At 69.0% G+C, this 24,980-nt stretch carries 18 protein-coding genes; 7 read left to right on the top strand and 11 right to left on the bottom strand.

From position 1 onward, the window contains the following. The first annotated feature begins 37 nt into the window (after positions 1 to 37). Complete coding sequence (locus tag GDI_RS16650) at positions 38 to 871, top strand: OmpH family outer membrane protein (RefSeq protein WP_231854146.1); 834 nt, start codon at positions 38 to 40, stop codon at positions 869 to 871. A 46-nt stretch (positions 872 to 917) separates the two neighbouring features. Here the strand turns inward: GDI_RS16650 and GDI_RS16645 are convergent, their stop codons facing one another. Then, entirely contained in the window at positions 918 to 2,390 is a 1,473-nt protein-coding gene (locus tag GDI_RS16645; RefSeq protein WP_012554633.1) for a carbohydrate porin, read from the bottom strand. Between the two features lie 207 nt (positions 2,391 to 2,597). Here GDI_RS16645 and GDI_RS16640 point away from each other — a divergent pair, with 207 nt between their 5' ends. Further along, the gene (locus GDI_RS16640; protein WP_012228147.1) at positions 2,598 to 3,167 is read left to right on the top strand and encodes a DsbA family protein; all 570 of its coding nucleotides are present in this window, start codon (positions 2,598 to 2,600) and stop codon (positions 3,165 to 3,167) included. Here GDI_RS16640 and lepB read toward each other — a convergent pair whose 3' ends face one another. Further along, positions 3,168 to 3,905 carry a signal peptidase I gene (gene lepB / locus GDI_RS16635; protein WP_012228146.1) on the bottom strand — a complete coding sequence of 246 codons (738 nt, stop codon included), beginning with the start codon at positions 3,903 to 3,905 and terminating at the stop codon, positions 3,168 to 3,170. Positions 3,906 to 4,090: 185 nt separating this feature from the next. Here lepB and GDI_RS16630 point away from each other — a divergent pair, with 185 nt between their 5' ends. Further along, a complete protein-coding gene (locus GDI_RS16630) occupies positions 4,091 to 4,864 on the top strand; it encodes an MgtC/SapB family protein (RefSeq protein ID WP_012554634.1) in 774 nt (257 codons plus the stop codon). A gap of 29 nt (positions 4,865 to 4,893) precedes the next feature. Here the strand turns inward: GDI_RS16630 and GDI_RS16625 are convergent, their stop codons facing one another. The 9 genes from GDI_RS16625 to metH all read right to left on the bottom strand — a co-directional run bounded on the left by GDI_RS16625 (position 4,894) and on the right by metH (position 18,779). Next, positions 4,894 to 5,358, bottom strand: coding sequence for a hypothetical protein (locus tag GDI_RS16625; RefSeq protein WP_012554635.1), 465 nt, complete (start codon positions 5,356 to 5,358; stop codon positions 4,894 to 4,896). An 84-nt stretch (positions 5,359 to 5,442) separates the two neighbouring features. Continuing rightward, entirely contained in the window at positions 5,443 to 6,072 is a 630-nt protein-coding gene (locus GDI_RS16620; protein ID WP_231854145.1) for an invasion associated locus B family protein, read from the bottom strand. A 91-nt stretch (positions 6,073 to 6,163) separates the two neighbouring features. Continuing rightward, positions 6,164 to 10,780: an autotransporter domain-containing protein gene (locus GDI_RS20505; RefSeq protein ID WP_050935081.1), complete on the bottom strand. Its 4,617-nt coding sequence runs from the start codon at positions 10,778 to 10,780 to the stop codon at positions 6,164 to 6,166. Between the two features lie 381 nt (positions 10,781 to 11,161). Continuing rightward, entirely contained in the window at positions 11,162 to 11,662 is a 501-nt protein-coding gene (gene ybaK, locus GDI_RS16610) for a Cys-tRNA(Pro) deacylase (RefSeq protein WP_012228141.1), read from the bottom strand. Between the two features lie 31 nt (positions 11,663 to 11,693). Further along, positions 11,694 to 12,413 (bottom strand): SDR family NAD(P)-dependent oxidoreductase, encoded by a 720-nt coding sequence (locus tag GDI_RS16605; RefSeq protein ID WP_012228140.1) that lies wholly within the window; start codon positions 12,411 to 12,413, stop codon positions 11,694 to 11,696. Continuing rightward, on the bottom strand, positions 12,410 to 13,870 hold the full coding sequence (gene purF, locus GDI_RS16600; RefSeq protein ID WP_173363425.1) for an amidophosphoribosyltransferase: 1,461 nt from the start codon (positions 13,868 to 13,870) through the stop codon (positions 12,410 to 12,412). Before purF ends, GDI_RS16605 begins: the two co-directional genes overlap by 4 nt. 169 nt (positions 13,871 to 14,039) lie before the next feature. Next, positions 14,040 to 14,588, bottom strand: coding sequence for a CvpA family protein (locus GDI_RS16595; RefSeq protein WP_012228138.1), 549 nt, complete (start codon positions 14,586 to 14,588; stop codon positions 14,040 to 14,042). A gap of 167 nt (positions 14,589 to 14,755) precedes the next feature. Continuing rightward, positions 14,756 to 15,202: a phosphoribosyl-ATP pyrophosphatase gene (locus GDI_RS16590; protein WP_012228137.1), complete on the bottom strand. Its 447-nt coding sequence runs from the start codon at positions 15,200 to 15,202 to the stop codon at positions 14,756 to 14,758. 70 nt (positions 15,203 to 15,272) lie between these two features. After that, the gene (gene metH, locus GDI_RS16585) at positions 15,273 to 18,779 is read right to left on the bottom strand and encodes a methionine synthase (protein WP_012228136.1); all 3,507 of its coding nucleotides are present in this window, start codon (positions 18,777 to 18,779) and stop codon (positions 15,273 to 15,275) included. A gap of 217 nt (positions 18,780 to 18,996) precedes the next feature. Here metH and GDI_RS16580 point away from each other — a divergent pair, with 217 nt between their 5' ends. From GDI_RS16580 to GDI_RS16565, 4 genes are all read left to right on the top strand, one after another. After that, a complete protein-coding gene (locus GDI_RS16580; protein ID WP_041249548.1) occupies positions 18,997 to 19,374 on the top strand; it encodes a hypothetical protein in 378 nt (125 codons plus the stop codon). 60 nt (positions 19,375 to 19,434) lie between these two features. Continuing rightward, positions 19,435 to 21,660 (top strand): peptidase domain-containing ABC transporter, encoded by a 2,226-nt coding sequence (locus tag GDI_RS16575; RefSeq protein WP_012228133.1) that lies wholly within the window; start codon positions 19,435 to 19,437, stop codon positions 21,658 to 21,660. Beyond that, positions 21,657 to 23,096, top strand: a complete 1,440-nt coding sequence (locus GDI_RS16570) for an HlyD family type I secretion periplasmic adaptor subunit (protein ID WP_012228132.1) — start codon at positions 21,657 to 21,659, stop codon at positions 23,094 to 23,096. The genes GDI_RS16575 and GDI_RS16570 overlap by 4 nt, the downstream gene beginning before the upstream one ends. A gap of 99 nt (positions 23,097 to 23,195) precedes the next feature. Further along, on the top strand, positions 23,196 to 24,977 hold the full coding sequence (locus tag GDI_RS16565; protein ID WP_012228131.1) for a tetratricopeptide repeat protein: 1,782 nt from the start codon (positions 23,196 to 23,198) through the stop codon (positions 24,975 to 24,977). The last annotated feature ends 3 nt before the right edge of the window (positions 24,978 to 24,980 follow it).

Here is a 24,980-nt window from a genome sequence, read left to right as displayed (position 1 = left end):
CTGTTCAGGTCCCTGGCGATCCGCTAGGCAACAAGACATGTCCTTTCTGCTTCGCGCCCTGCCGCGCCCCATGCAACTGTCACGGACCGCGACCATGATCGATTTTCCCCGTGTTCCTGGCCATCGGACCGGGATGACCCCGCTTGGCCGGCGGATTCTGGCCGGCCTGTGCGTCGCGGCCGCGATGGGCGCGGGCCTGGCGCCCGCCGCTGCGCCGGCCGCCCCCGCCCCGGCCGCGGCCAGCCAGGACGGTGTGGCCGGCGGTGGGCCCCCGCCCGTGCTGCCGGCCCCCCCGGTGCCCGATTTCGGCCCGCTGCCCGCGGGCGCCCGCCCGCCGCAGCCGGTGATCGGCGTGTTCGATACCAACGAGATCATGCGCCAGTCCGTCGCCGTCCAGCAGGTCGAGCAGGAAATGGGAACCCGGCGCGAGGCGCTGATCCACGATGTCCGAGCCGAGGAGGAACAGATCCAGGCCCTGCGCCAGCGCATGCTGAATGCCCCCCGCGACCAGGCCGAGGCCCAGCAGCGCGCGCTGCAGCAGCGCCTGGCGGCCGACCGGCAGAAATTCGGCAACCGCAACCGTATCCTGCAGGAAGACACCCAGATCGCGCTGAACCAGGTCCAGCGCGAGGTGGACCAGGTTCTGGCCACGGTGGCGAAGTCGCGCGGACTGACGATCGTGGTGCAGTCCAGCGGCACGGTCCTGCATGGGCCGCAGGTCGATATCAGCGAGCAGGTTGCCAGCCGGCTGAACGCCGTGCTGCCGCATGTCTACCTGCCCGCGGCGAACGAGGACCCGGAAGTGATCGCGAAATCGGGCAAGTTCCCCACCGCGCCCGTGCAGATGACCGACCCGAACCAGCAGGGGTAAAGCCTGTCTCTGCGGAGGCGCGCCGACGACGAACCGGCGCGCCCGGTCACAGGATTTCGATATGGCTCTTGAAGCCCAGCAGCGTGGCGTTGCGCAGGTTGGACTGGGCGTTGGGGTTGAAATAATATTCGAACACCGGCTGGAACACCACGCCACGGCAGACATGGATGGCGTAGTTCACTTCCAGCACCTCGGCATGGCCCTGGATGCCGGTCGCGTGGTTCGGCAGGGACTTTCCCACGTTCATCAGGTACCCGTCGGTCAGCGACACCCCACGGTCGATTTTGGTATAGGTAAACGCGGCGCCGATCGTGTCGAAGGGGCGCGAGGGCCAGAAACCCCGGTCCAGGAAGGCGACATAGCCCACGTAGTTCCGCAGTGACGTATGCGGATCGTTATAGGTGATGCCGGTCAGCATCGTGATTCCGGCATCCTTGCCGCCACCTTTCGGGTGATAGAGCCGCTGGTCGAACATCGCCCAGCTTTCCCATCCCGCGCTGTGCATGCGCGGCGCGCGGCCGCTCAGCGCGTAGGGCCGCCCGTCGTTGTCGAACAGGTTGTCGGGCATCGGTTCGTCCAGCGCCGCCGCCCCGACCTTGTAATGTCCGGGCAGCGTGCCGTGCCCGAACACGGGTTCCCATCCCGTTTCGACGGGGATGGTGTAGCCCAGGATGTTGGACCCGTTGAACTTGAACCCGGTGCGGTGCTGGGCCACGGCATAGACGCCGTTTTCCATCGGATAGACACCGGTCTGGATATAGGTGGCGCGGGTGGGTCGGCCCCGGACGCGGAACCCCCAGGTCGAGGCCGGATAGCCTGGCATGTAGTTCGAATCCGTAATGCCCTTGGGGCGGCCGCACATGCTGCCGTTCATGAAATTGCAGAACAGCGGGCTGGCCGCGAAATCCGACGCCAGGGGAATACGCCCCGCCGCGATGGCCAGGCGGCCGCCGAACAGGGTTTCCTCGCCATAGGCCAGCACCAGATGCACCGCGACGTTGCCGCCGCCGCCGTAATCTTCCGACGCGTGGTCCAGCCAGTCGCCGAACATGCGGTTGGCGGTGGTGCCGTACCGCCCCACCGTGATGACATGGGTGGCAAAGCCGGCCAGGCCCGCCAGCTTCTCCCAGTTGATGTCCAGTTCGTTGGCGTACTGACCGGCATTGCTGGCGCCCTGGCGATAATTCCGGAATCCGGGGGTCGGCTGCGTCAGCGCGCCCGCGAATTCGTTGGTGTTGTCGAACAGGAAATTGATGCCGCGATCGCGCAGGTATCTCGTCAGCCCGAACGGGTTGGGAAACAGCGCCTCGGGCTGGGAAAAGGGCGGAACGGATGTCGTCAGCGACGCCGCCGCGGGCAGCGGCGTGCTGACGCGGATGCTGGGGGCCGAGCCGATATCGTTATCGAGCACCTGCGCGTGTGCGGCGGGGATGCAATGCGGCAGAAGGGTGCTGAGCGCGCAGGCCGTCAGTCCGCGACGAAAGGACCGGTCGATGCGCCGGACAGAGAGGAACCGCATTGAGGGGGCAACTGACCGCTGAGTCGAAAGGAAAAGGCGCACCACGTATCACGTTTCAGCATGGCTGTCCCCGCATTGCCGCGTCAATACAAGAAAATTATCCGGTTTTGCCTGCCCGGGCGCGGCTTGCCTGTTCCGGCGTCAGGATGGAGATTGGACCGCGAACCCGGGACGGAACCGGGACCACGGGAAGCGGGAGCGAAGGGAATGACGACGAAGACATGGCATGCCGACCCTCTGACCTGGGGCCATGGCCCGAGAGTGTTCGAGATGTTCCTGGAGCCGACCTGCCCGTTTTCCGTCCGCGCCTTCGGCAAGCTGGACGACCTGCTGGCGCAGGCGGGCATGGATCGGATTACCGTCAGGCTCCGCCTGCAATCGCAACCCTGGCACATGTATTCCGGGGTGATCGTGCGCTGCATCCTGGCGGCGTCCACCCTGCCGGGGGGGCGGGAGACCGCCCGGGCCGTGATGGCGGCGGTGGTGGCTCATCGCGAGGAATTCGAATTCGCGCATCATTGCGCCGGCCCGAACATGGACGCCACGCCCAACCAGATCATCGCGCGGATCGAAGCCTGTAGCGGCGTCGCGCTGGCCGAGGCCTTCGCCATTCCCGACCTGGACCGGGAAATCAAGTGGCACTGCAAATATGCCCGGCAGAACGGCATCCACGTCTCGCCGACCTTCATGATTGACGGACTGGTGCAGCCGTCCATGAGCAGCGGCGACACGGTGGCGGAATGGGTGTCGCACCTGCTGCCGGCATCGGGCGCGTGATCAGCGCACCCATTTCAGGAACCGGTCCGGACGGACCGAAGCCAGATACTGGCCGACGCTACCGACCGGCGCCGCGCTGTCGCGCGAGGCGGTGATGACCTCCACCTTGCCCTGAAGGTTCCAGAGCGGCAGCAGGCCCACGCCGCCTTGTGCCTGCGGCACGCGGCTGTCGGCCGAATTGTCGCGATTGTCGCCCATCACGAACAGATGCCCGGCGGGGATCGTGATATCCGCCATGTCGTCCAGCGGCGTGCCGTCCGGCGTCTTCAGCAGAAGGTGCCGGACGCCGCCGGGCAGCGTTTCGGAAAAACGCTCCGCCGGGGCGGTGCTGCCGTCGGACAGTTCTTCCCGCGCCGGTCCCTCGTCCGTCCACGGCAGTTCGGCGCCGTTCAGCCGGACCCGCCCGCCGGAAAGGCCGATCCTGTCACCCGGCAGCCCGATCACGCGCTTGACGAAGGTGGTGCCCGGTTCGGCCGGGCTGCGAAAGACGATGACGTCGCCACGTGCCGGCATACGGCCGAACAGCCGGGCGCCCTGCGGCAGATGGTCGCCGAACGGCAGGTTGGCGGTGCTGAAGCCGTAGGCGAGGGGCTGGGCCATCAGGCGATCGCCGATCAGCAGGGTGGGCTGCATGGAGCCCGACGGCACCACATAGGGCGTCGCGAGGGCGACGCGGCTGAGGAGAATGAAGCCGGTAAAGAGACCCCAGCCTTTGACCCATCCGAACCTGTCGCGCACCGGTCTGTACTCCTCGCTTGGAGTGAGGACTGTAATTTGCCGGTATTTCTTCTGTAAAGTTAAAGATCAGAAAGCGGGATGACGTCGGCAACGGCATCGTTCCCGATATGTTGCGTTGTGTGCCGCCCGCCGGCACGGCAGAGGCTGTTTCAAAGCCCCGCGGTCCTGGGGAAGGGAGGGTTCCAATGGCGATATCTGACCTGCCGGGACAGGGGTGGTATCAGTTCGGGGAACTGACGCTGGCTTTCGTCCTGTCCGGCCTGGTCGGGCTGGAGCGGGAGATACGCCAGAAGAGTGCCGGGCTGCGGACCTACAGCCTGGTCGGCGTGGCGGCGGCCCTGTTCATGCTGGTGTCCAAATACGGGTTTACCGACGTGCTGGCGAACGAGAGGGTGGTCCTCGATCCGTCGCGGGTCGCGGCCCAGATCGTCTCGGGCATCGGGTTCATCGGCGGCGGCGTCATCTTCATGCGGCGCGATGTCGTCCGGGGGCTGACGACGGCGGCGTCGCTGTGGGTGACCGCCGCCGTGGGGATGGCATGCGGGGCGGGCCTGCTGGCCCTGGCCGTGGCGGCGACGATCGGGCATTTCGTCATCATGCTCGGCATTCCCCTACTGCTTCGCTACCTGCCGCGCGAGCGGCGGACCGTGGCGACCCTTCGGGTGTCCTATGACGACGGAAAGGGCATCCTGCGGGCGATCCTGGTGGATTGCTCGCGCCTGCGCTTTGCGATCGACCATGTCCGGATCGGGCATAACGGACAGTATGAAGAGGTGCCGGAGGCGATCCGGGACCAGGCCGACGACGAGGGTACGGACCTGTCGCCGCGCGCTCCGGCCGGGGTGACGCTGTCCATGCAGGTCAAGGGAAAACGGCCGATTTCCCACCTGATTTCCAGCCTGTCCGATATTCCGGGGGTGACGGCCGTGGGGACCGTCGGCCATGACGAACTGGATTAGATCGGCTTAAAGGCTTTTGAAACAGCCTCTTACCATCCAATCGGCCCCATGCCCGGGTCCCAGTTCCCCCAGGCGGGATTCCAGCCATACCAGCCGCCGCCCATACCGGGCCCCCAGGTGCCCCAGTTCCACTGGGCGTCCTGGTAGTCCATGGCCGTTTCCTGCTGTTCGTCCGCCAGGGCCTTGGCCTGCCGGTATTGCTGGTACTGGGCATAGGCCGCCTGGTCGCCGACATAGAGGCAGTCGCATACGGTCGGGTCGGAATAGACGTAGAACACCTGTCCGCCCTGGACCCGCCGCACGAAGTGATGGGCCGGCAGCCGGTTCAGCATCTTCTGCCGGGCCGGGGTATCGGCCGGCTTGAACGCGAAGCCCGCCGCCGCGAGGTGGTCCTCCTTCTGCGCGATCGCGGTCGGGCTCTGGCAGGATGCCAGCAGTGTGAGCGACGCCAGGGCGGCCCAGCCGAAAGATCCTGTCCCGTATCGTGTTGGCATGACTTTCCCTTCCTCCGATGTTCGGCAATGTTTTGACATATTCGAACGTCGGGTGCCCCGCGCGCAAGGGGCGCGGGACGTCGATCATGACGGACTTTGTCGATGCGCCCAATTGTCGAGGGTATTCAGGGCCGTATCGAGGTCGGCGAGGGCGAAATTGATCGTGATCGATGCGCCCTGAATGGTGCCGATCTGTATATGGCCGATCTTGCCGTGCCGGGCGTCGACCAACCAGGCGTCGGGAATGGCCGGCACACTGGCGATGCATCCCCTGGTGGAGCAGACCTGCCAGGTCAGGGGCACGGGGGTGCCGTCGTCGACGGCGATGGTGGGGGGCCGGACCAGCGAGACCATGAGCGGCATCTGCACAGCGACGCGATAGGACGTGGGGAAGCCCGTGGCAGTCCGCTCGCGGCTGAAGGCCACGACTCCTACCGGTACCGCTTTCTTCTGCGGGTCCTGCGTCGTCAGGCGCTGCTCCGCCGAACACAGGACCGGCCCGCCGGCTGGCGGTCGGCCATACAGGCAGCGATAGGCCCACGGTCCGGACGACTGGGAAAGCTGCGCCAGGGAGGAGGTCGTGTCCGCCGGTGCGGCTGGGGCCGCTGCGGCGGTATGGGGCGTGGCATGGGCGGGTGCCGGAAAAGTCGGATTGCCGCCATATACCTCGACCAGGGCGAATGCCGCTGCCGTGCACCCCGCGCCGATGGTCATGAGTTTGATCGTGGAGATTTTCATTTCTGTCTTTCAGGCGTGACGCCATGGCCGGCTTCGGCCATGGCGGTAAAAGCCGGCGGGGACCGGATCAGAACTTCAGGCTGAGGGTGCCGGTGACGCCGCTGTCCGTGGATTGGTCGCCATACTGGCCGATATAGGTGAGACCGACATCCAGCCGGTCGGTCAGCCTGGCCTGCAATCCGGCCTTGAGCAATGCGGCGTCGGTGGACAGCGGTACGCCGGCCACGTCGAATGCGCCGCCGTTCTGCACGAAGGATTCGCGCGTGGTCGGGGTCGTCAGGCCGAAGGCGTGGCGATAGCCCAGGGTCGCGTTCGGTATCAGCGTGACGCCGCCGACCTTCAGGCGGCCGGCCAGTCGTGCCCCGAAGGTCGCATAGGTCGTGCCGGTGTCCATGGCACGGCCGGTCAGTGCTGCCGCGCCGCCATGTTCGGTAAAGCGGTCGGTGTGCAGGTTGACATAGGCCACGTCAGCAAAGGGCTCGACCATCAGCGGCCCCAGGTCCATGCGGTAGCCCAGGTCGCCGAATGCCTGGGCGGTGCCGCCGTCATAGCCGCTGTTCAGCCGGTCCGAATATCCGGTGAAGGCGACGTTGCGCGTCATGGACAGCATGTTCCAGCTATAGGAAACGCCCGTTCGCAGGGCGAGGCGCCCCCAGTGGGTGCCGGCATAGCCGCCCAGGCTGATCGTGTTGCCATGGCCGTACGATGCCGCGGCGCCGCTGTCGAATGCGCTATGGCCGTAGCCGACCAGCCCGCCGACATGCCAGCCCACTACCGGCGCATCCGCCCCCATCACGAAGCCGCCTGCCGAATGGCTCATGGCCGAGGCGTTGCCGTTGGCCGTGTTGTGCCCGAAGGTGCCGTAACCCTGCATCCACAGCGATGCGTGGTCGGGCCGGCAGGTGCCGTCGGTGCGTGTGCCGTCGGACGCGGCGGTCTTCATGCCGCTGTCCGCGCCGGGCGCGCATTCCGTGCCGCGCAGCCGCTCGACCGCCGCGTCGCGCACATAGAAGCTGTCCTGGATCAGCGCGGTGCGCGCCGAGGCATGCAATTCGCCCGACAGCGCGCCCAGGGCATGGCGGGCTGTGGCGGCATCGGTCTGCACCAGTTCGTTATACAATTGTCCCGAGGTCACGTTCTGCAGTGCGACGCCGACGGCCGTCTGGTTACGCGTAGTGCTGACATCCGCGAAATTCAATTCGTTGCGCTGCAGATTGACGACGATGCCGTCCGCTCCGGCGGTGATGTTCGACGTCAGGAAGGCGAAGTTCGACACCACGGTGCCGAACGTGCCGGACACCCCGCCGGTCGCGGTCATGATGGTGTTAGGGTGGGTAATGTTCCACGTTCCATCGGCCGCCAGGACGGTGATGGCACCGCTGCCCAGCGATACGTGACCCGATACCCGCACGGAATCATGGTCGCCGGCGGTATTCACGCTGACGATGTAGTTCGATCCCGCTGCCATCGTCAGGTTGCCGTTGACGGTCAGCGTGCCGACCGCTCCACTGCCGGCCGGCGACAGGGTGGCGCCGCTCCTGATCGTCGTCGTGCCCACCGAACCATTGCCCGACAGGGTGGTGCCGCTATCGGCCACCACGGAACTGGCCAGGCTGCCATCGACCTGCAGCGTGCCGCCCGATATTTCGGTGCCGCCGCTGTAGGTGCTGTTGCCGTTCAGGACCAGGGTGCCCACGCCCGTCTTGACCAGGATGCCGGCGGTCGAACCGTCGACAAGCGTGCCGGTCAGGCTGTCGGTGCCGCTGTCGACCTGGACCGTGGGGTCGCCGTTCAGGACGATGGCGTTGCCCAGGGCCAGGTTGCTGCCAGCCAGGACCAGCGTCGTGTTCTCGGCCATGTTCAGCGCGCCGGTGCCCAGGGCCGACGCGTTGGTCAGCGTCAGCGTGCCCGACCGCAGCAGCGTGCCGCCGGCATAGCTGTTGACCCCGGCCAGCGTCACGTTGCCCGCACCCGATTTCGTCAGGATGCCCGAGCCGCTGACGGTATTGGTCAGTACGCCGTCGCTGTTCTGCGCCAGGTTGAAGATGCCGTTATCCACGATGGCACCGCTGCCGAAGCTGGTCGTCGTGCCGGTCAGCGCACCCGCGCGGATCGTGGTGCCTCCAGTATAGGTGTTGGCGCCGGTCAGGGTCTCGCTGCCGCCGGCGATGGTCAGGCCGCCGGAGCCGCCGAGGGTGCCGGCGAAGCTGTCGGCGGCGTTGCTCAGGGTCAGGGTGCCGGCGAGGGTGCCGGTGCCGGTGCCGGCCAGCGAGGCGGCGGTGCCGCCGCTGGCGGTGACGGCGAGGGCGCCGCTGTCGGTGAGGGTGCCGCCGACCGTGCCGCCGTCGAGGGTCAGGCTGCCGGCATTGGCGAGGGCACCGGCGACGGAACCGCCCTGGAGGTCGAGTGCGGCGCCGGCGTCGATGGTGGTGGCGCCGGTATAGGTGTTGGCGCCGGTCAGGGTCTCGCTGCCGCCGGCGATGGTCAGGCCGCCGGAGCCGCCGAGGGTGCCGGCGAAGCTGTCGGCGGCGTTGCTCAGGGTCAGGGTGCCGGCGAGGGTGCCGGTGCCGGTGCCGGCCAGCGAGGCGGCGGTGCCGCCGCTGGCGGTGACGGCGAGGGCGCCGTCGTCGGTGAGGGTGCCGCCGACCGTGCCGCCGTCGAGGGTCAGGGTGCCGGCATTGGCGAGGGCACCGGCGACCGAGCCGGAAAGGTTCAGTCCGGCGCCGGCGTCGATGGTGGTGGCGCCGGTGTAGGTGTTGGCGCCGGTCAGGGTCTCGCTGCCGCCGGCGATGGTCAGGCCGCCGGAGCCGCCGAGGGTGCCGGCGAAGCTGTCGGCGGCGTTGCTCAGGGTCAGGGTGCCGGCGAGGGTGCCGGTCCCGGTGCCGGCCAGCGAGGCGGCGGTGCCGCCGCTGGCGGTGACGGCGAGGGCGCCGCTGTCGGTGAGGGTGCCGCCGACGCTGCCGCCGTCGAGGGTCAGGCTGCCGGCATTGGCGAGGGCGCCGGCGACGGAACCGCCCTGGAGGTCGAGTGCGGCGCCGGCGTCGATGGTGGTGGCGCCGGTATAGGTGTTGGCGCCGGTCAGGGTCTCGCTGCCGCCGGCGATGGTCAGGCCGCCGGTGCCGCCGAGGGTGCCGGCGAAGCTGTCGGCGGCGTTGCTCAGGGTCAGGGTGCCGGCGAGGGTGCCGGTCCCGGTGCCGGCCAGCGAGGCGGCGGTGCCGCCGCTGGCGGTGACGGCGAGGGCGCCGTCGTCGGTGAGGGTGCCGCCGACCGTGCCGCCGTCGAGGGTCAGGGTGCCGGCATTGGCGAGGGCGCCGGCGACCGAGCCGGAAAGGTTCAGTCCGGCGCCGGCGTCGATGGTGGTGGCGCCGGTGTAGGTGTTGGCGCCGGTCAGGGTCTCGCTGCCGCCGGCGATGGTCAGGCCGCCGGTGCCGCCGAGGGTGCCGGCGAAGCTGTCGGCGGCGTTGCTCAGGGTCAGGGTGCCGGCGAGGGTGCCGGTCCCGGTGCCGGCCAGCGAGGCGGCGGTGCCGCCGCTGGCGGTGACGGCGAGGGCGCCGCTGTCGGTGAGGGTGCCGCCGACGCTGCCGCCGTCGAGGGTCAGGCTGCCGGCATTGGCGAGGGCGCCGGCGACGGAACCGCCCTGGAGGTCGAGTGCGGCGCCGGCGTCGATGGTGGTGGCGCCGGTATAGGTGTTGGCGCCGGTCAGGATGAGCGTGCCGCCGGTGCCGCTGTTCGCGATGGTCAGGCCGCCCGGAACGCCACTGGACTGGTCGGATATGGGATTGGAGATCGTGGCGCTCTGACCGGCGAGGTCGATCGTGCCGTTGTTGCCGGTAATGGAGAAGCTATAGGGCGTGATGTTCGTGCCATCGAGCGTCAGCGTCCCGCCATCCAGGATCGGCAGGATGGTCGCGGGGCTGGAGGCCAGGCCGGATGCGTTCTGGAGGGTGGTAATGGGCGTTGCGGACGAACCGGCGTTGATGGTCTGCTCCGGCGTCGCGGCCGCCGTAAATCCGGAACCGCCCGCGGGCGTGCAATTTGCGCCTGAAGTCAGGGAGGTACACGGGCCGGTATAGACACCGAGTTGGACGCCGCCATCGGTTGCTGTCGATGCAACACCCGAGGACGTCGTGAATGAGATCGTGTAGGTATCGCCGGCGACCAGGTTGATCCCCTGGTAGATGCCGTCGAAGCTGCCTACCGCGCCGTCAAACCAGGTGCCCGCCGTTCCGGCTGCCAGCGAGGGTGTGGATGCCCCGGCCGAACTGGAAGGGGCTTGCCAGGCGCCGGCAGCGTTTGGCGGGGTTCCGGTCTGATAGACGACGCCCCAACTGGCGGGCGCCTCGATTCCGTTCGTGCTGCCGCTGACCGTCCCGCCGGAGAGAAAATACGGATCGGTGAGGAGATTGGTCGTGCTGCCCTGGACGGCCAGGCTGACATCCCCGAAAGTCCAGTAATTCGGATCATTGCGGAAGGCGAAAAGGATATAATTCGTGCCGGTCGTCTGCGCGGTAAAGCTGACTGTATAGGTCTGAAGAGTACCTGTCGTGCTGTACGCAGTCGTATTCGCCCCGCTCCCGTCGGTCAGGGCCAGCAGGTAGTCCGTCGGCAAGGTCTGGGCGAACGATACGGAGGTCACGGCCGTGAATGGCGATGCGATCAGGACCAGGCGAAAGATCCCGGCCATGGCAGGGCGGTATTTTTTTAATAGTGAATAATATCCCTGATTTGTCACGGCGGCTCTTGAATTGTTATTTGTATATTTGGAAATACGATCGGCATTTTCCAGAGTGACGTGATATCGTTTCTTTGTCGTAATTTTCATGGATGCAGGCCTGGTGGAAGGGGAGCAGCCGGAAGCGTGGTGCTGATTTTCCAAAATATACAAAAATTAATTAATGTCTATGCGGGTTTGAATAAGTCAGCCGACAAATCCGAATGGTCATAAAACTTAAAAAGAGCAGAAACGGCGGTTTGTGTCCGTTTTGTACCATTTTCTTTTCGGAATCATGACATCGCGCCACCGGATGGTCCGGGGGAGACGCAAAGGCGTGGGGCCGCCGATGCTTTATGCGGCCGTCAGGTCCGCCAGGGTGGCATCGCAGGCGCGCAGCGCGTCGTCGGGGGCCAGGCGGACCTGGAGGCCGCGCTGGCCGCCGTTGGTGTAGAGGTAGGGCAGGTCCGCCGCCTGGCGGGCGAAGGCGGTGGGGACGCGCTTCTTCTGGCCGAAGGGACTGATGCCGCCGACGCGGTAGCCGGTGACGCGTTCGGCGTCGGCGGGCTTCATCATCTTCGCGCTCTTGCCGCCGAAGGCGGCGGCCAGCTTCTTCATGCTGACCTCGTGGTCCGACGGGACGACCACGCAGACCGCGCGGCCGTCGATCTCCGCCATCAGGGTCTTGTAGACGTGGGCGGGCGGTTCGCCGATGGCTTCGGCGGCCTGCACGCCCAGCCGGTCGGCGTCCGGATCATAATGGTAGGTGACGGCGGTGAAGGCGATTCCCGCACGGGTCAGGGCCTGGGTGGCCTGGGTGCCGGTTGCCTGGGGATGGGAATTTTTCTTGGCCATGCCGGTGTTATAGCAGGGCGGGGCGGTCGCGTCAGGATGCGCGGATACGCTGCCCGTGCCGGGTCTCGTCCGGCCGGCACAGGGCGGCGATGGCCGCGCCCGCCGCGTCCGGGCGGGGCAGGGCGGACAGGTCGGCGGCCGGCATGGCCTGCACGCGCAGGCGGGTGGCCACCGGGCCGGGGTCGTACAGATTGACCCGCAGGGGGCTGCCGGGGGCGATTTCGTCGGCCCAGGTCAGGACGACGGCCTCCATCGCGGCCTTGGACGCGGCCATCATGCCCCAGAAGCTGGCGGGGTGCGTCGCGTGCCCGTCGGTCAGGAACACGGCGCGGCCGGCGGGCGCGCGTTCCAGCAGGGGCGCGGTGGTGCGGATCATCCGCCAGGCGGCCGTGGCGTTGACCGCCAGCGTGGCGGTCCAGTCGGCGTCGCGCATATGGGTGACGGGGGTCAGGACCCCCAGCATGGCGGCGCAATGGACCAGCACGTCCAGCCGGCCGAAGCGGGCGGCGATCGACGGGCCCAGCGTGTCGATCGCGTCCCCGTCGCGCAGGTCCAGCGGCAGCAGGGTCGCGCGGCGGCCGGTGCGGCGTTCGATCAGGTCGTCGGTTTCCTCCAATCCGCCGGGGGTGCGGGCGGTCAGGATGCAGTGCGCCCCGCCCGCGGCCAGGGCCAGGGCGGTGGCGCGGCCGATGCCCCGGCTGGCCCCGGTGACCAGTGCCACCGGGGCCCCGGTCACTGTGGCTGGAGTCATGGAGTGCCGGGACGCGCGTCGTCGCCTGCGGCTTCGTAATCCACCAGGGGGATCGGGTAGTCGCCGGTGAAGCAGGCGTCGCAGTACCGGCCGGCGGCGGCGGCGCGGTCGGCGTGGCCCAGCGCGCGGTACAGCCCGTCGAAGGAGATGAAGGCCAGGCTGTCCACGCCGATCAGTTCGGCCATTTCCTTCAGGTCGTGCTGGGCCGCCAGCAGCTTGCTGCGCTCGGGCGTGTCGATGCCGTAGAAGCAGGAATGCGTCGTGGGCGGCGAGGAGATGCGCATGTGCACCTCGCGCGCGCCGGCGGCGCGGACCATGTCCACGATCTTGCGCGACGTGGTGCCGCGCACGATCGAATCATCGACCAGGACCACCCGCTTGCCGTCCAGCACCGGCCGGTTGGTCGAATGTTTCAGCTTCACGCCCAGATGGCGGATCTGGTCGGTCGGTTCGATGAAGGTGCGGCCGACATAATGGTTGCGGATGATGCCCAGTTCGAAGGGAATGCCGCTGGCCATGGAATAGCCCATGGCCGAGGGCACGCCGGAATCGGGTACCGGGACGATCACGTCGGCCTCGACCGCGCTTTCGCGCGCCAGTTCCACGCCGATGCGCTTGCGCGCCTCGTAGACCGGCTTGCCGTCCATCACCGAATCCGGGCGGGCGAAATAGATGTATTCGAACACGCAGAAGCGGGATTTCCGCTCGCCGAACGGCTTGACCGAACGGACGCCGTCATTGTCGATGATGACGATTTCGCCCGGTTCCACGTCGCGGACGAATTCCGCGCCCATGATGTCCAGCGCGCAGGTCTCGCTGGCCAGGACCCAGGAGGGGGCGGCGCCGTCGGTCTCGCCGGGGATGCGGCCCAGGATCAGCGGCCGCACGCCCAGCGGGTCGCGCACGCCCATCAGCGCGTCGCGCGACAGCACGACCAGCGAATAGGCCCCCAGCACCTGCTTCAGCGCGTCGATCAGCCGGTCCAGCACCGTGGCGTAGAGCGAGATCGCCAGCAGGTGGATGAACACCTCGCTGTCCGTCGTGGACTGGAAGATGCAGCCCCGGCGCACCAGCGCGCGCTTCAGCGTCTCGGCGTTCGTCAGGTTGCCGTTGTGCGCGACCGCCAGACCGCCGAATTCGAAATCCGCGAACAGGGGCTGCACGTTGCGGATCAGCGTCGCCCCGGTGGTGGCGTAGCGGTTGTGGCCCACCGCCCGGTGGCCCGGCAGGGTGGCCATGACCCGGGCGTCACCGAACACGTCGCCCACCAGGCCCAGCCCCTTGTGGGTGTGGAAGCGCGTGCTGTCATAGGACACGATGCCCGTCGCCTCCTGCCCGCGATGCTGCAGCGCGTGCAGGCCCAGCGCGGTCAGCGCCGACGCGTCCTTGACGTTCCAGACGCCGATGACGCCGCATTCCTCGTGCGGCTTGTCGTCGTCATGCCATTGCAGCGGCATGTCGTCCCGCGCGTGGCCGGTGGCGCACAGGGGGCAGGAGCAGGCGGCGCTGTCCGGGGTGACGGCCTGCGGGGCGGTGGGGCGGGTCGACATGGTCAGCTACCTCTTTTCCTCGACGGGCGCCCGGGTGGTGCTTCCCGGGCAGGCACAAGGCGGCCCCGCGAAGGGGTCAGATCGGGGCGTCATGGCGCGTCTGCATCAGTTGCGCAAGGCTGGGCTTCATGGAAATGGGCAGGACGCGCTGCAGAAAGAAGGCCCCCTGCGACACAAGCGGCAGCAGGCGTGCCGTCTGCACCGCCAGCGGCCATTCGGCGGGCGCGGCAACCAGGCCCGCGACCAGGTACGCCGCGACCAGCACGCCATAGCCCCGCACCCCGCCGAACAGCAAGCCCAGCATGCTGTTCAGCCCGCCCAGGGCCGAGTCCCGGACCACGCGGCCGATGGCCTGCGTGACCAGGGTGAAGACGACCAGCAGCCCGATGAAGGGCAACGCGAAGGCAACGACACCGGCCACCAGCGGGTTGGTGATCGACGGCGCGATGGCCTGCAGCACCGGCCCGGTCAGGCGCGTCGCCAGCACCGCCGCCCCGATCCAGCTTCCCAGCCCCAGCAATTCGCGCACCAGGCCCCGTCCATAGCCGAACAGGGCCGAGACGACCACCACCAGGCCCGCCGTCACGTCGATCCAGTCCGCGCCGATCTGGGTTCCGCCGGTCATGCGGCCGCCCGGTTGTCCATGGAAAGCTGGGAGGGGACCCGGGTCATGGGGTCGGGGCGTTCCTTGTGCTGCGGCCGGTCAAGCGATGGGGTGATTTCGGGCCGGTTATGCCATCACCGGAGGCGCCGCGACAGGGGAAAGATCGCGCGGGGCGCCGGGACGCCGCGTCAGGGCAGCTTGGTGGTGCGGATCTTCCACGGTCGGGCGATGGCGCGTCCGGCCCGCCGCGTGGGCGTGTTGTTCAGGGTCAGCAGCAGTTCGCCCACCTGCGTGCGGCGGTCCAGTTCGGTCCACACGGCGTCGGCGGATACGTTCCGCGCGGCCCAGATCTGCATCAGGCGCGTCAGTGTTTCGGCACTTTCGCGGATCAGCGCCGCGCGGTCATCGGCGATCAGTTCCATGACGCAATGTTCGGCATGCAGCCCGAACGCCCGCGCGATGCGGCGGACATGCTGCTCGGCCCGCGGGTCGGGCGGCAGGGGGGCCGACCCGGCGGCGGCAATGGTAGTGGGAGACGCGACGAGTCCGGCCCACAGCGCCGCCAGCACCGTCCGCGCATCCGGCACGGACGGTGCATCGTCGTCGCTTGGCGGCGGGGGGGCGGATTCGGACATTCCGCCATGATGCCGGGGCGCGGTTCACGCGGTCAACGCCGCGGCAGGCGCCGCCGCCCCGCAAGTGGGCTCAGACCGAAAAATATTTCGCTTTCGGATTGAGAACCACCAGCGCCGAGGTCGATTGCTCGGGGTGCAACTGGTAGCCGTCGGTCAGCGAGACGCCGATCCGTTCGGCGTCCAGCAGCTTCAGAATGGGGTCCTGGTCCTCCAGCCGGGGGCAGGCGGGGTAGCCGAAGGAATAGCGCGAGCCGCGATAGCCCTGCTGCAACAGCTTGTTCATGTCGCGGTCGTCCTCGGCGGCGAAGCCCAGTTCGGCGCGGATGCGCTTGTGGGTGTATTCGGCCATCGCCTCGGCCATTTCGACCGACAGGCCGTGCAGGTACAGGTAGTCCTTGTAGCGGTTGGCCTCGAACCATTCGCGCGCCATGTCCGACGCCTTCTGCCCCACGGTCACGACCTGCAGGCCGATCACGTCGCGCCGGGCGTCATCCACGTCGCGGACGAAATCGGCGATGCACTCGCCGTCCTCGCGCGGCTGGCGGGGCAGGGTGAAGCGCGCGGCCTCGGTGGTGCCGTCGGCTTCGAACAGGATCAGGTCGTTGCCCTGGCCGGCGGCCTTCCAGTAGCCGTAGGCCGCCTGGGGGCGCAGGATGTCCTGCTCCGCCGCCAGGGCCAGCATGCGGCGCAGCACCGGGCGCAGTTCCTGCCGGGCCCAGCCCATGAAATCGTCCAGCGAGCGGCCCTGCTTGCGGAAGCCCCACTGGAATTGATACAGCGACCGCTCGTTCAGGAACGGCAGCACGGCGTCCGGCGCGGCCTCGATGACCCGCGCGCCCCAGAAGGGCGGTTCCACCGCCGGTTCGTCCTGCGTCAGGCGCGCCCGGCGGGCGCGGGCGGCGGCCACGTCCACGGGGGCGAAGCCGCGAGTGTCGGCCTGTTCCATGTCGCGGGGGCGGGCGCGGGTGGCCTTGCCGGCGCGGCGGGCGCGGGTGGCGGCCAGGTAGTTGTCGAATTCGCCCTGCGCCACCTGGTCCATCAGCGACAGCCCGTCGAACGCGTCGCGGGCATAGGCGACGCGGCCGTCGGTGCCGTAGGCGGCGGTACAGTCTTCCTCGACATAATTGCGGGTCAGCGCGGCACCGCCCAGCAGCACCGGGACGTCCAGCCCCTGGCGGGCCATTTCCTCCAGGTTCTCGCGCATCACCACGGTCGATTTCACCAGCAGGCCGGACATGCCCACCGCGTCGGCCGCGTGTTCGCGGGTGGCGGCGATCATGTCGGCCACCGGCACCTTGATGCCCAGGTTGACGACGCGATAGCCGTTGTTGGTCAGGATGATGTCGACCAGGTTCTTGCCGATATCGTGCACGTCGCCCTTGACCGTCGCCAGCACGATGGTGCCGCGCGTCTGGCCCTCGGCCCGTTCCATGTGCGGTTCCAGGTGGGCCACGGCGGCCTTCATCGTTTCGGCCGACTGCAGGACGAAGGGCAGTTGCATCTTGCCCGCGCCGAACAGTTCGCCCACCACCTTCATGCCGTCCAGCAGGATGGTGTTGATGATGTCCAGCGGCGGGATGGTCCGCATCGCCTCGTCCAGGTCGGCTTCCAGCCCCTTGCGGTCGCCGTCGACGATGCGCTCCTTCAGCCGTTCGTCCACGCGGTCCGACCGGGTCTTCTTCACCGCGTCGCTGGCCTTGCGGTCCGCGAACAGTTCCAGCAGGCGCTGCAGCGGGTCGTAGCCTTCCTCGCGGCGGTCGAAGATCAGGTCTTCGGCGACCTTCACCTCTTCCTCGGGGATCAGGTGCAGCGGGCGGATCTTGGAGACATGGACGATCGCCGCCGTCATGCCCGCGCGCACCGCATGGTCCAGGAACACCGAATTCAGCACCGCGCGCGCCGCCGGGTTCAGGCCGAACGAGATGTTCGACAGCCCCAGCACGATCTGGATGTCGGGGAAGCGGTCGCGGATCTGGCGGATGCCCTCCAGCGTCCACAGCCCCAGCTTGCGGTCGTCCTCGACCCCCGTGCCGATGGTGAAGGTCAGCGGGTCGATCATCAGGTCGGATTGCGGCAGTCCATGCCGGTCGCAGGCGAATTCGACCAGGCGGGTGGCGATGCGCAGCTTGTCCTCGGCGGTCTTGGCCATGCCGACTTCGTCGATGGTCAGCGCCACGACGGCGGCGCCGAACTTGCGCGCCAGAAGCATGCGGTCGGTGGCGTGGCCCTCGCCGTCCTCGAAATTGATCGAGTTGATGATCGCCTTGCCGCCGTACAGCTTCAGCGCGGCCTCGATCACCGGGGTTTCGGTGGAATCGATGACCAGCGGCGCGTTGACCGAAGAGGTGAAGCGGGTCACGACCTCGTTCATCTCGCGCATTTCGTCGCGGCCGACGAAGGCGGTGCAGAGGTCCAGCGCGTTCGACCCCTCGGCCACCTGTTCGCGCCCGATGGAGACGCAGCCGTCCCAGTCGCCCTCTTCCTGCAGGGTGCGCCATTTCTTCGACCCGTTGGCGTTGCAGCGCTCGCCGATCGAGAAATAGCTGTTTTCCTGGCGCAGCGGCACCTGGGTGTACAAGCTGGACACCGACGGAATCCAGACCGGGCGGCGCGGGACCGGGGCGGGGCGGTGGCGGCCGGTGCCCTCGGCCCGGCGGCGCAGCATGGCGTCCAGCGCCGCGATATGCGGGGTGGAGGTGCCGCAGCACCCGCCGACCAGGTTCAGCCCGTCCTCGGTGATGAAGCGGTCCACCCAGGTGGCCATGTCGGCGGGCGAGAGCGGGTAGTGGGTCTGCCCGTCCACCAGTTCCGGCAGGCCGGCATTGGGCTGGATCGAGATCAGGCCCGGCCAGTTGCCGGCCAGCCAGCGCACGTGCTCGGCCATTTCCTGCGGGCCGGTGGCGCAGTTCAGGCCCATCAGCGGCACATCCAGCGCGTGGATCGCGGTGGCGGCGGCGGCGATGTCGGGGCCGACCAGCAGGGTGCCGGTGGTTTCCACTGTCACCTGGACGAAGATCGGGGTATCGGTGCCCAACTCGGCGCGGGCGATCTTGGCACCGTTGACGGCGGCCTTGATCTGCAGCGTGTCCTGGCAGGTTTCGATCAGCAGCGCGTCCACGCCGCCGTCGATCAGGCCGCGGCACTGCTCGGCCAGCCCGGCTTCCAGCGTGTCGTAGTCGATATTGCCCAGCGACGGCAGCTTGGTCCCCGGCCCGACCGATCCGATGACGTAGCGGTGGCGGCCGTCGGCGAAGCTCTCGGCGGCCTCGCGCGCCAGGTGGGCGGCGGTGCGGTTGATCTCGCGCGCCCGGTCGGCCAGCCCGAATTCGCCCAGCGTGATGGGCGTGCCGCCGAACGAATTGGTCTCGACCATATCCGCCCCGGCCTCGAAATAGCCGCGATGGATCTCACGCACCAGTTCGGGGCGCGACAGGTTCAGGATCTCGGTGCAGTTCTCCTGCCCCCAGTAGTCGCGCTCGACATCCAGGTCCAGCACCTGCACGCGCGACCCCATGCCGCCGTCACACAGCAGCACCTGGTCGCGAAGGGCGTCGAGAAGATGGGGACGTGCGGTCATCGTGGTCCTGATGGCTGGTGCAAAAGCGGGAGGGTAGCTGTTATTCCCATGCCACCGTCACGTGTCCAGTCCGATGTGACTGATTGGCCGGCGAGATGGTCTGGAGTGGACTATCTGGTGTTTCGGGCCGCAATCAGTAAGCCGAGCAGGCGATCGACGCGGCGGCGAAGGATGGTCTTCCGTTGCGGTGATGCCATGTGTCGGAACGGGGGACTTCATGCAACGGGATGACGGGCGGATCGCGCTGGACCTTGTGGAGGATGCGGCGTTTTCCCGGATGCCGGGCGACGGGGGGACGCTGGTGGTGCGCGTGGGGGCCGCCGAGGGGGCTGGGGACAATGGGGGGTGGCTGGACGTGGTCGGGGTGCCGGCCATCACGCCGTTCGCCCATTGCGCGGGCTGTGTCTGCTGTGCGCCGGATGGTGCGATTGCCGCCGTGCTGGCCGACCTGTTTCGTGCGCGGGTGACCGGGCGGCGTCCCTGGTTCGACCGGGTGATGGTGGTGGTGCCGGCCGCGCTGCATGCGGGGATGCGGCAGGCGCTGGAGGGCAATAACGTGGTTGCGGCGCGTTATCGCCCCGTCTGGCGGCGTTAACCGTCCTTTCGTCTTTGCCTTCCTAGGGTTGCTGCAGCGGGACCTAGTGAAGGACGATCCGTGGCGCAGCCAGACCCTGTGGAAGACACGCGGCCGACCCCGACGACGATCTGCCTGCATGCGGCCGCGGCGGCGGCGCGCTATCACGGGCTGTCGGTCGATGTCCGCGATTTCGTGGCCGAGCCGGGCGAGGTCTCGCCTTCGCCGGCGGCGCTGGCGCGGTGGCTGAACGACCAGGGGGCGGTGGCGCGGGGCATGCGCCTGTCCTGGCGGGCGCTGGTGCGGGTGCGGAGTGCGCCGCCGGTGGTGCTGATGTTCCGCGACGGGTCGGCGGGACTGATGGTGGCGGGCGATCCGGCGCGCGGCGTCGTGTGGCTGCGCGACCCGATGGGGGACGAGGGCACGCCCCCGGTGCCGCTGGACGAACTGCGCCTGTCGCAGGTCTGGACGGGCGACGTGCTGCTGGTCAAGCGCCGCCGCGACCAGTCCGAGGCCGACGCCCCCATCAATGCCGAATGGCTGGGCCGCATGGTCCTGCGCGAACGGCGCGCGCTGCGCGATATCCTGCTGGCCTCGATGGTGCTGAGCGTGCTGGCGATCTTCCCGCCGCTGATCGTCATGCAGGTGATCGACAAGGTGGTGAACTACCGGTCCATGTCCACCCTGGTCTCGATCACCGCGATCCTGGGCGTCATGAGCTTCTATGAAATCCTGCTGACCTATGCCCGTCGGGAACTGGCGCTGGTGGTCACGACGCGGCTGGACACGCGGATTTCGCTGCTGGTGTTCGACCGCCTGCTGGCGCTGCCGCTGGAATTCTTCGAACGCCAGCAGGCGGGGCAGGTCATCGGCCGCGTATCCGCCATCTACCGGGTGCGGGACTTCATGACCGGCCGGCTGATGAACACGGTGCTGGACCTGTTCACCCTGGTCGTGGTGCTGCCGTTCCTGTTCTATTTCAGCGCCACCCTGGCGTGGATGACGCTGGCGGCGGCAGGGGCGATCGGGCTGGTGGTCGCCGGCTTCATGCTGCCGGTGGGGCGGCTGGTCGCGCGCAAGGTCCAGGCCGACACGGCGCGCGGGGCGGCGCTGTACGAAACCGTGGCCGGCATCCGCACCATCAAGACGCTGGCGCTGGAACGCACGCGGCGGGAATTGTGGGACGACCGGTCCGCCCAGTCGGCGCTGTGGGGACTGGCGGCGGGGCGGATGGGCAACGTGGCCGCGACGGTCGCCCAGCCCTTCGAACTGTTCATCAATCGCGGTATCCTGCTGGTCGGCGCGTACCTGGTACTGACCAAACGGGGGGACATGGCCGGCGGCGCACTGATGGCGTTCATGATGCTGGGCGGCCGCGTCGCGGCCCCGCTGGTCGGGCTGGCGCGGCTGCTGGACGATGCCGGCGAGGTCCGCACCGCCCTGGCCGAAGCCGGAACGGTGCTGAACCAGCCGACCGAGCGCCTGGCCATGACCACCGGCCTGCGGCCCCGCATACGCGGTGCCCTGTCCTTCGCCGATGTCAGCTTCAGCTATCCCGGCGCCACGACGCGGGCGCTGGCCGATGTCAGTTTCGAGGTCCCGGCCGGCAGCATGCTGGGGCTGGTGGGGCGCAGCGGATCGGGCAAATCCACCATCACCCGCCTGCTGCAGGGCGTCAGCCGGTCCTATACCGGGTACCTGAAGCTGGACGGAGTGGACCTGCGCGAGATCAACCTGGTGCATCTGCGCCGGTCGTTCGGCGTGGTGCTGCAGGACAATTTCCTGTTTCGCGGCACCGTGCGCGACAACATCACCGCCGGCCGGCCGGGCCTGACGCTGGACGATGTGGTGCGTGCCGCCCGGCTGGCGGGGGCCGAGGAGTTCATCGAGCGCATGCCCGCCGGCTACGAGACCTGGATCGAGGAAGGATCGACCAACATCTCGGGCGGCCAGCGGCAGCGCCTGGCCATCGCACGCGCGCTGATCTGCGACCCCAGGCTGCTGATCCTGGACGAGGCGACATCGGCCCTGGACCCGGAAAGCGAGGCCGTGGTCAACGCCAACCTGCAGCGCATCGCGCGCGGGCGGACGATGGTGATCGTCTCGCACCGCCTGTCCTCGCTGGTGGACTGCGACCAGATCTGCGTCATGGACCAGGGACGGGTGGCCGATATCGGGCCGCACGCGGCGCTGCTGGACCGCTGCGCGATCTATCGCACGCTATGGTTCCAGCAGAACCGGCACGAGGCCCGGGGCCGCGAGCCCGCCCATCCCGCCGCCATGCTGGCCGAGGGGCAGGAGGCATGAGCGCCGGAATGCTACCGCCCGGCGAGGGCGGCGCGATCGAGGGCTACATCCTGCCGGCGGCGGAGGCGTCCACGGGCGACATGCCGCGCGCGCTGCTGGAATTCCATTCGCCCAGCGCGGCGCTGATCGACCTGCCGCCCAACCCCGCCGCGCTGTATATCACGTGGCTGATCTCGACCCTGGCGATCGCGGGCATCGTCGTGATGTCGGTCTGTCCGCTGGACCAGGTCGTGTCCGCGCAGGGGCGGCTGACTTCGACCGACACCACGCTGGTGGTCCAGCCGCTGGAAACCGCGATCATCCGGTCGATCGACGTGCAGGAAGGGGATGTCGTCCACAGGGGCCAGGTGCTGGCCCACCTGGACCCCACCGTGACCGACGCGGATGTCGAGAACATGCGCCAGCAGCAGGCGGCCTATGCCGCCCAGGTCGCGCGCCTGACCGCCGAGGCCGAGGGGCGGGACTATATCCCCGACCCTGCCGACCCGGCATCGGTGCAGGAGGCGGCGGCCTTCCAGCGTCGCCGCGCGGAATTCACCGCCAAGGTCGAGAATTTCGACAAGCAGGCCGCCGGCGCGCGCAGCGACATGCAGGGCAGCCTGGCGGATGCCGCGATGTATGGCGCCCGCGCCCGCGTGGCGGCGAACGTATATGCCATGCGCCTGCGCCTGCAGCGCGACCAGGTGGGCAGCCGCCTGTCCACCCTTTCGGCCCAGAACGACCTGATGGAGGTCGAGCGCGCGCAGATCGCGGCGCAGCAGGCCGCCGGCAGCGCCCGCGCGAAGCTGGAGGGCGTGACAGCCGCGCGCGACGGCTTCATCCAGAACTGGAAGGCCACGGTGTACCAGGACCTGGGCACGGCGCAGCACCGGCTGGCCGATGCCGGGCACGATTACCGCAAGGCGGGGCTGCTCCGCACCCTGATCGGCATGCACGCAGACCGCGATGACGAGGCGCTGAACATCGTCAGCCTGTCCGTAGGGTCCGTCATGCAAGCGGGCAACCTGTTGATGACCCTGGTGCCGGTCGATGACGAGCTGGAGGTCGATACGGCGGTGCGGGGATCGGATGTCGGCTTCATCATGCCGGGGGACCCGGTGCTGCTGAAATTCGCCACCTTGCCCTACACCCAGTATGGAGGGGCCGAGGACACGGTCCGAATCATCAGCGCCGATTCCTTCGCCCCCGATGATGGCGGGCATGCCGCCCCCGGCACCGGCGCGCAGGTGCCGCGCCCCGACGCGGGCGGGATGGAGGCCTATTATCGCGTGCGGGTGCGCGTCGACCGCTACACGCTGCACGGCGTGCCGTCCTTCTTCCACCCGCATCCCGGCATGCCGGTCGAAGCCGACATTCATGTCGGCCGGCGCACCATGATGCAGTACCTCCTGAATCGGCTGGTGCCGACGCTGACCGATGGCATGCGCGAACCATAGTGCCCGTCCGGAGACGCGGCCTGGTGGCGATCCGACGCGCGTTTCCGAACGGAAACCCGTGTTCATGACTGGATTTTTTATAACTTTTGGTGGGTCCTGATGCGGGTCTTGTCTGCTTTGGGGGCGCGGTTGTCCCTGCGGGGGCGGCTGGCGCATGGCGTGCGGCTGATCGAGGCGGGCGACGCGGTGGGGGGTGTCGCCCAACTGGGCATGGTGGCCGAGGCCGGGGTGGCGGAGGCCCAGTTTCGTGTCGGGCGGGCCTATCTGGAGGGGACCGGCGTGCCGCGCAGCCTGGTCGAGGGCGCGCGCTGGATGCGCCGCGCGGCCGAGGCCGGGTGGGTCGAGGCCCGGCTGGTGCTGGGGACGCTGTATCTGTTCGGCCTGCCGCGCGACGCGGCATCGGACCATGGCGTGCGGCTGGCGGCCGAGGCGCCGGGCGATCGCGTGCCCGACCCGGACGAGGCCGCGTACTGGACGCACCTGGCGGCCGAGGCGGGCTCCCCCGACGCGCAGGCGCTGTACGGCTACATCCTGGCCGATGGCCCCGTCGGCCTGCGCGACCGGGTGGCGGCCGAGGGCTGGTTCGCCCGCGCCGCCGCCGCCGGCTGCGCGCAGGGTCATCTGGGGCTGGGCCTGACCTGGATGCGCGCGGCGCTGCGGCACTCGCCGGAGGCCGCGTCCTCGGGCGAGGCCGACCGTGCGCGCGCCGCCGGCGCGCTGCGCGTGGCCGCCGAGGCCGGGCTGGGCTCGGCGCAGTTCCTGCTGGGGGCGCTGACCGAGCAGGGCAGCGGCGTCGCCCGCGACGTGGCGGCGGCCACCGCGCTGTATGCCAGCGCCGCCCGGGCCGGGGTGTGCGCGGCGCAGGCGCGCTACGGCCTGGCGCTGCTGGAGGGCAGGGGCTGCGCGCGCGACGCCGTGCAGGGCGAAAGCTGGCTGCGCCGCGCGGCCCTGGCCGGCGACCGCGAGGCCGCGTCGCTGCTGGGCGACCTGTATGCAAGGGGCGGCGACCTGCCGCCGAACGACGTGGAAGCCGCGTCGTGGTACCACCGCGCGGCGGCGCTGGGCCATGCGGCGGCATGCCGGGCGCTGGGGCTGCTGCACCTGGCCGGGGGCGGCCTGCCGCGCGACGCGGCCGAGGCCGCGCGCTGCTTCCGGCAGGCCATGGCGCTGGGCGACGCCCGGGCGGGTGCCGATCTGTGCAACCTGCTGCTGGCCGACCCGACGCTGAGCGCCGCGATGTCGGACGACGAGCGGCGCGAGTTAGGCCGTTCCTTCGCCCGCGCGGCGCAGGAGGGGGATGCGGTCGCGGCGTTCAATTTCAGCATCTGCCTGGCGCAGGGGCTGGGGGTGGATGCGCGACGAAAACGCCGCCGCGTCGTGGAGAAGCGGGCGGCCGACGGAGTGGTGAACGCCCGGTACTGGTATGGCCGCATGCTGCTGGAGGGCCGGGGGCACGCGCCCGACCCGGTGGCCGGCCGTGCCTGGATCGCGCGGGCCGCCGAGGCCGGCATGGCCGAGGCGCAGGTGGCGCTGGCGCAATTGCTGCTGACCGGCAACGGCGGCGCCCGCGATCACGTCGGGGCGGCGGACTGGTATCGCCGGGCGGCGGAGCAGGGGCAGGTGGATGCCATGTTCTCGCTGGGCGCGCTGCTGGGCGGGGGGCATGACATCCCGATGGACCGTGTCCAGGCCCAGCACTGGTTCCGCATGGCCGCCGAACGCGGCAACGCGCTGGGGCAGTTGATGCTGGGGCGCTATCTGCTGCGCGGGCTGGCCGGCACGATGGACGGCGCGCAGGCCCGGCACTGGCTGGACCGCGCCCGGGCGCAGGGCGTGGCGGACGCGGCGGCCGAACTGGCGCACATGGATGGGGCGGGCTGAGCG

The organism is Gluconacetobacter diazotrophicus PA1 5, assembly GCF_000067045.1.
Lineage (GTDB): Bacteria > Pseudomonadota > Alphaproteobacteria > Acetobacterales > Acetobacteraceae > Gluconacetobacter > Gluconacetobacter diazotrophicus.
The sequence above is the reverse complement of the archived record's forward strand: the minus strand, read 5'-3'. Positions and strand labels throughout refer to the sequence as shown.

Coding starts and splice junctions, on each gene's coding strand:
- GDI_RS16605 (WP_012228140.1), bottom strand. CDS start 12,413: ATGACTCCAGCCACAGTGACCGGGGCCCCGGTGGCACTGGTCACCGGG.
- GDI_RS16640 (WP_012228147.1), top strand. CDS start 2,598: ATGACGACGAAGACATGGCATGCCGACCCTCTGACCTGGGGCCATGGC.
- GDI_RS16625 (WP_012554635.1), bottom strand. CDS start 5,358: ATGCCAACACGATACGGGACAGGATCTTTCGGCTGGGCCGCCCTGGCG.
- GDI_RS16565 (WP_012228131.1), top strand. CDS start 23,196: ATGCGGGTCTTGTCTGCTTTGGGGGCGCGGTTGTCCCTGCGGGGGCGG.
- purF (WP_173363425.1), bottom strand. CDS start 13,870: ATGCCGCTGCAATGGCATGACGACGACAAGCCGCACGAGGAATGCGGC.
- metH (WP_012228136.1), bottom strand. CDS start 18,779: ATGACCGCACGTCCCCATCTTCTCGACGCCCTTCGCGACCAGGTGCTG.
- GDI_RS16630 (WP_012554634.1), top strand. CDS start 4,091: ATGGCGATATCTGACCTGCCGGGACAGGGGTGGTATCAGTTCGGGGAA.
- GDI_RS16620 (WP_231854145.1), bottom strand. CDS start 6,072: ATGACCATCGGCGCGGGGTGCACGGCAGCGGCATTCGCCCTGGTCGAG.
- GDI_RS16595 (WP_012228138.1), bottom strand. CDS start 14,588: ATGACCGGCGGAACCCAGATCGGCGCGGACTGGATCGACGTGACGGCG.
- GDI_RS16590 (WP_012228137.1), bottom strand. CDS start 15,202: ATGTCCGAATCCGCCCCCCCGCCGCCAAGCGACGACGATGCACCGTCC.
- GDI_RS16645 (WP_012554633.1), bottom strand. CDS start 2,390: ATGCGGTTCCTCTCTGTCCGGCGCATCGACCGGTCCTTTCGTCGCGGA.
- ybaK (WP_012228141.1), bottom strand. CDS start 11,662: ATGGCCAAGAAAAATTCCCATCCCCAGGCAACCGGCACCCAGGCCACC.
- GDI_RS16580 (WP_041249548.1), top strand. CDS start 18,997: ATGCAACGGGATGACGGGCGGATCGCGCTGGACCTTGTGGAGGATGCG.
- GDI_RS16570 (WP_012228132.1), top strand. CDS start 21,657: ATGAGCGCCGGAATGCTACCGCCCGGCGAGGGCGGCGCGATCGAGGGC.
- GDI_RS16650 (WP_231854146.1), top strand. CDS start 38: ATGTCCTTTCTGCTTCGCGCCCTGCCGCGCCCCATGCAACTGTCACGG.
- GDI_RS20505 (WP_050935081.1), bottom strand. CDS start 10,780: ATGGCCGGGATCTTTCGCCTGGTCCTGATCGCATCGCCATTCACGGCC.